Raw genomic sequence first — 4,330 nt, 5'->3', positions numbered from 1 at the left:
TGAAATAGCTGTTTGCGAGTCGCCCCCTTCGCGAGCAAGCCCGCTCCCACAGGTTTCTCTGGTGCTCACAAATTTTGTGGTCGCTGACGAACCCTGTGGGAGCGAGCTTGCTCGCGAAGAGGCCATTACAGGCGACAGAAATCTTGGGCTGGTCTTAACTCACTGGCGCGAAACCTCTCAAACGCCAAGGAGAAACGAGCATGTCCGGATGGTACGAAGTGAGCAAAAGCAGCAACGGCCAGTTCAGGTTTGTGCTGAAGGCCGCCAACGCTGAAACCATTCTCACCAGCGAGCTCTACACCACCCGCGCGGCTGCCGACAGCGGCATTGCTTCGGTGCAGACCAATAGCCCGCTGGATGAACGCTACGAGAAGAAATCGACGAAGGATGGCCACCCATACTTCAACCTCAAGGCCGCCAACCATCAGATCATCGGCAGCAGCGAGTCGTACTCCACGGACGCCGCGTGCGCCAAAGGCATCGCCAGCGTCAAGGCCAACGGGCCGAGCAAAGTGATCAAGGACAAGACGTTGCCGGTGCTTTGAAATAACTCCACGACTCAGTCGCCAAAACAATGGCGACTGAATTCTGGCTATGTGCCACTACATCGCTTATCCTTCGCGACCAATCCATGGAAGGGGCGGCGTTCAATACTCTTTCGTGTGTTTTTCAATGTTTACGCGAGAGTTTTTCCTTTGATGATTCGCTTTTTCGCTGTTCTGACGGCGCTGCTCGGCCTGAGCGGTTGCTACAGCATGTCACCCACCCACATTGACGATGAACTCAAGCCAACCGCCGATTCCGGCGTGGCTTATGTGGTAGGTGTGGTCGGCATCTGGCCCAAGACGAGGTTTTCAGCCAAGGAACAAATGCTGATGATCCGTAAGCGTGGAAGCGATGATTTCGCCACTGCACGCCTGCACAACGAGTTTTACGCCCGAACCGAGCGAGATGTACGCGAGACCGATCACGGCATCGGCACGTTGTTTGTGATGCCGCTCAAACCCGGTCGTTACGAGATCTACAACGTGCGTTTCGATCATGGGCAGTCGGTGACGTGGAGCCGTGAAGACTTCACCATCGGCATGCAACTCGAGGCGGGCAAGGCTTATTACATCGGCGATTTTCGCGCCGGGTGCCTGATCGGTCTTCAGCTGTCATGCCTGTTCCTGCACAGCGATCATCTTGAACGTGATGCGGCGCTGGTTCGTGCCAAATACCCGCAAGTACCAGGATTGCAGCGTCTGGACATGCCGAATCTGGACACCGCCACGCCGTTCATTCGCGAAGAAAACGGCCCCAGCGCCTCTGTCTATAAAGCCATGTTGTCAGGAAAACTCTAATGCGCCTCAAGCTTCTGTTTCTGGGATTGCTCATGTTGCTGGGTGGTTGTCAGGCGACCCACAGCCTCAAGGCCCCCGACGTCGACTACAGCCAGCAACTGCCGGCGATCAACGTCAATGTGCTCGGTCTGCCGAGCTGGATGTTGCGAGACGAACTGCGTCGGCGCGGCACTTTCGACGAAGTTCGCGCCGGTCGAAGCGAGGATGGCTACAACGTTCTGGTAGTCGCCAACAGCGATGTCGGCGCGCTTCAGCCTCAGTTGTTCCTGAGTGCCTTCACGCTGTTCCTGGTGCCGGTACCGGTGAGCTTCGACAGCACAGTGGTGTTCAGTCTCAGCCATGGCAAGGAGATACTGGGTGTCTATGCCGTGCACAATCACACTGAATCCTGGCGGGGCGCCTTTAACGCCTCGGGCGGGCAGTTCGAACATGTGCGCTTGATCACTGACACGTTCATTGCGCAGGTCCTGAAGGATCAGCCCTTCCACCGCGAAGCGATGAAGCACGCCGCCAGTCTTTGACCGACAGGCAGGAAAAATCCCGCCCGGAGTGTTCCGGGCGGGATTTTTTTCATCAGCGCAAAACGTCGAGCAGCGCTTTGAGGTGATGTCTGCCGGTGTCACTCAACGGGAACACTGGCAAGCGCGGATCACCAACCTCCAGCCCCGTCTCGCGCAGTCCGGCCTTGATCGTCGCTGGCAAACCGCCTTTGAGAATGAAGTCCAGCAGCGGCAACTGGCGGTAGAACAACTCACGTGCCCGAACCAGATCACCGGCCAGCGACGCCGCATACAGATCCAGATTCAGCTGCGGTATCAGGTTTGGCGCGGCGGTGCACCAGCCTCTGGCGCCGGCGGCAAACGCTTCCAGTGCCAGCGGATTGCAGCCGTTGTAGAACGGCACCTGACCTTCACCGAGTAATTGCAGCTTGTGCATGCGCTGAATGTCGCCGGTGCTCTCCTTGACCATGGTCACGTTTTCCACGCCATTGACGATGCGCAGAATCAGCTCCACCGACATGTCGGTGCCGCTGGTGGCCGGGTTGTTGTAGAGCATGATCGGCACACCGACGCTGTCGCCGATGGCGCGGTAGTGCGCGAGGATTTCCGCTTCAGTCAGCTTCCAGTACGACGCTGGCAGCACCATCACCACGTCAGCGCCGTGGGCTTCAGCGAAGCGTGCGCGGCGCACGGCTTTGGCGGTGGTCAGATCGGAGACGCTGACGATGGTCGGCACCCGTTTGCCCACGTGTTTGATGCTGAATTCGGCGACCTGATCCCACTCGGCGTCGCTGAGGTAAGCGCCTTCGCCGGTGCTGCCGAGCGGGGCGATGGCATGGACGCCGCTGTCGATCAGACGATCGATCGATTGGCCGAGGGCCGGCAGATCGAGGCCTTCGCCGTGGGTGCCGAACGGGGTGATGGTGTAGCCGATGATGCCGTGAATGTTGGACATGATGAGTCTCCGGGAAAGGCTGAAATCAGTTCAGGCAATCGGCGTGTTGGCGCAGGTTCTGCCGGGCGTAGTAGTTGAAAGCGGCGGCGTGGCGCTTGGGTTTCGACACCCAGTCATGGGCCTCGCGCCCCAGCGCCGGAATGATCGGTTTGATCGTCCCGGCGGCCATTGCCAGCAGTTGCAGTTTGGCGGCGCGCTCGATCAGTTGGGCGATGACACAGGCTTCTTCGATCGTGCTGCCGGTCGACAGTTGGCCGTGGTGCGACAGTAGAATCGCGCGCTTGTCGCCCAGTGCACCGGCAATCAGTTCGCCCTCTTCGTTACCCACCGGCACGCCCGGCCAGCCTTCGAGAAACGCGCAGTCGTCGTACAGCGGGCACAGATCCATGTGGGAAATCTGCAGCGGCACCTCCAGCATCGACAGCGCGGCAATGTGCGTCGGGTGCGTGTGGATGATGCAGTTCACGTCCGGCCGGGCGCGATAGACCCAGCTGTGGAAACGGTTGGCCGGGTTGGCCATGCCGTGGCCTTCGAGCACTTCCAGATCTTCGTTGACCAGCAGCAGATTGCTCGCGGTGATTTCATCGAAACCCAGGCCCAGTTGTTGAGTGTAATAGGTCCCCGGTTGTGGGCCGCGAGCGGTGATTTGTCCGGCCAGACCGGAGTCGTGACCGCTCTCGAACAGGATCCGGCAGGTCAGCGCCAGCTTTTGCCGGTCAGTCCACGTATTATCCGCCAGGGTGTTTTGCATCTGGGTCAGCGCTTGCTTGACCAGTTGCGCTTTGGGTAGTGCTAATGTCTTGGCCATGTCGGTGTCCTTTGGGTGATTGCAAATGACACTAAAGAGCCTATATGACACAAAGTGTCATGAGCAAGCGTCAATCGTCGTTTCCTTGATGGAATAACTGCTGCGCATGTCTATCCGTTTGAAATTGTTGAGAAAAAAACTTGGCGTGACACTTGAGGCGCTGGCGGAAAAATCCGGCATGACCAAGAGTTATCTGTCGAAGGTCGAGCGCGGGCTGAACACCCCGTCGATTGCGGCCGCGCTGAAACTGGCGAAGGCACTGAACGTGAAGGTCGAGGAATTGTTCTCCGAAGACAACGTCAGCCTCGACAGCTATAGCCTGGTACGCAGCCACGAACGCCAGTCACTGGCGGCCAACGATCAGAGCCCGGGGTATGCGGTGCTGGCGCATCAGGTCAGCGAGCGCAACCTGCTGCCGTTCATCATCTACCCGCCGAGCGAGTTCACCGACAAGACCTTCAAGGAGCATTTGGGCGAAGAGTTTCTGTTCGTCCACGAAGGGCAGGTGGAAGTGGATTTCATGAATGAACGGGTGCTGCTTGAGCGTGGCGATGCGCTGCACTTCAATGCGCAGAAGCCGCACCGGATCAGATCGGTGGGCGAGGTGCAGGCGCAGTTGCTGGTGGTGGTGCACAGCTCGGAAGAATGAGCCGCCAGAAAAAGCTTCGCGAGCAAGCCCGCTCCCACATTTGGAATGCATTCCAAGGTGGGAGCGGGCTTGCTC

6 protein-coding genes are annotated in these 4,330 nt (G+C 58.6%); 4 read left to right on the top strand and 2 right to left on the bottom strand.

Annotated elements, in window-relative coordinates; translation table 11 throughout:
* The first annotated feature begins 200 nt into the window (after positions 1–200).
* The 3 genes from QMX91_RS29370 (at position 201) to QMX91_RS29360 (ending at position 1,864) form a co-directional block, all read left to right on the top strand.
* Positions 201–545, top strand: coding sequence for a YegP family protein (locus QMX91_RS29370; RefSeq protein ID WP_098967622.1), 345 nt, complete (start codon positions 201–203; stop codon positions 543–545).
* A gap of 153 nt (positions 546–698) precedes the next feature.
* Positions 699–1,343 (top strand): hypothetical protein, encoded by a 645-nt coding sequence (locus tag QMX91_RS29365; RefSeq protein ID WP_098967624.1) that lies wholly within the window; start codon positions 699–701, stop codon positions 1,341–1,343.
* On the top strand, positions 1,343–1,864 hold the full coding sequence (locus tag QMX91_RS29360) for a hypothetical protein (RefSeq protein WP_098967625.1): 522 nt from the start codon (positions 1,343–1,345) through the stop codon (positions 1,862–1,864). The genes QMX91_RS29365 and QMX91_RS29360 overlap by 1 nt, the downstream gene beginning before the upstream one ends.
* A gap of 52 nt (positions 1,865–1,916) precedes the next feature.
* Here QMX91_RS29360 and QMX91_RS29355 read toward each other — a convergent pair whose 3' ends face one another.
* Both QMX91_RS29355 and QMX91_RS29350 read right to left on the bottom strand, forming a co-directional pair.
* The gene (locus QMX91_RS29355) at positions 1,917–2,801 is read right to left on the bottom strand and encodes a dihydrodipicolinate synthase family protein (RefSeq protein WP_210558129.1); all 885 of its coding nucleotides are present in this window, start codon (positions 2,799–2,801) and stop codon (positions 1,917–1,919) included.
* A gap of 22 nt (positions 2,802–2,823) precedes the next feature.
* Positions 2,824–3,606, bottom strand: coding sequence for an aldolase (locus QMX91_RS29350; RefSeq protein ID WP_135295124.1), 783 nt, complete (start codon positions 3,604–3,606; stop codon positions 2,824–2,826).
* 106 nt (positions 3,607–3,712) lie between these two features.
* Between QMX91_RS29350 and QMX91_RS29345 the strand changes: the two genes are divergently transcribed.
* Complete coding sequence (locus QMX91_RS29345) at positions 3,713–4,255, top strand: XRE family transcriptional regulator (protein ID WP_003222480.1); 543 nt, start codon at positions 3,713–3,715, stop codon at positions 4,253–4,255.
* Positions 4,256–4,330: the final 75 nt, after the last annotated feature.

It is taken from the genome of Pseudomonas sp. PS01299, from assembly GCF_029960145.1.
Classification (GTDB): Bacteria; Pseudomonadota; Gammaproteobacteria; order Pseudomonadales; family Pseudomonadaceae; genus Aquipseudomonas; species Aquipseudomonas putida_A.
The sequence above is the reverse complement of the archived record's forward strand: the minus strand, read 5'-3'. Positions and strand labels throughout refer to the sequence as shown.

Excerpts from the sequence above, each read along its gene's own strand:
- QMX91_RS29370 (WP_098967622.1), top strand. The coding sequence starts at position 201 with ATGTCCGGATGGTACGAAGTGAGCAAAAGCAGCAACGGCCAGTTCAGG.
- QMX91_RS29365 (WP_098967624.1), top strand. The coding sequence starts at position 699 with ATGATTCGCTTTTTCGCTGTTCTGACGGCGCTGCTCGGCCTGAGCGGT.
- QMX91_RS29360 (WP_098967625.1), top strand. The coding sequence starts at position 1,343 with ATGCGCCTCAAGCTTCTGTTTCTGGGATTGCTCATGTTGCTGGGTGGT.
- QMX91_RS29350 (WP_135295124.1), bottom strand. The coding sequence starts at position 3,606 with ATGGCCAAGACATTAGCACTACCCAAAGCGCAACTGGTCAAGCAAGCG.
- QMX91_RS29345 (WP_003222480.1), top strand. The coding sequence starts at position 3,713 with ATGTCTATCCGTTTGAAATTGTTGAGAAAAAAACTTGGCGTGACACTT.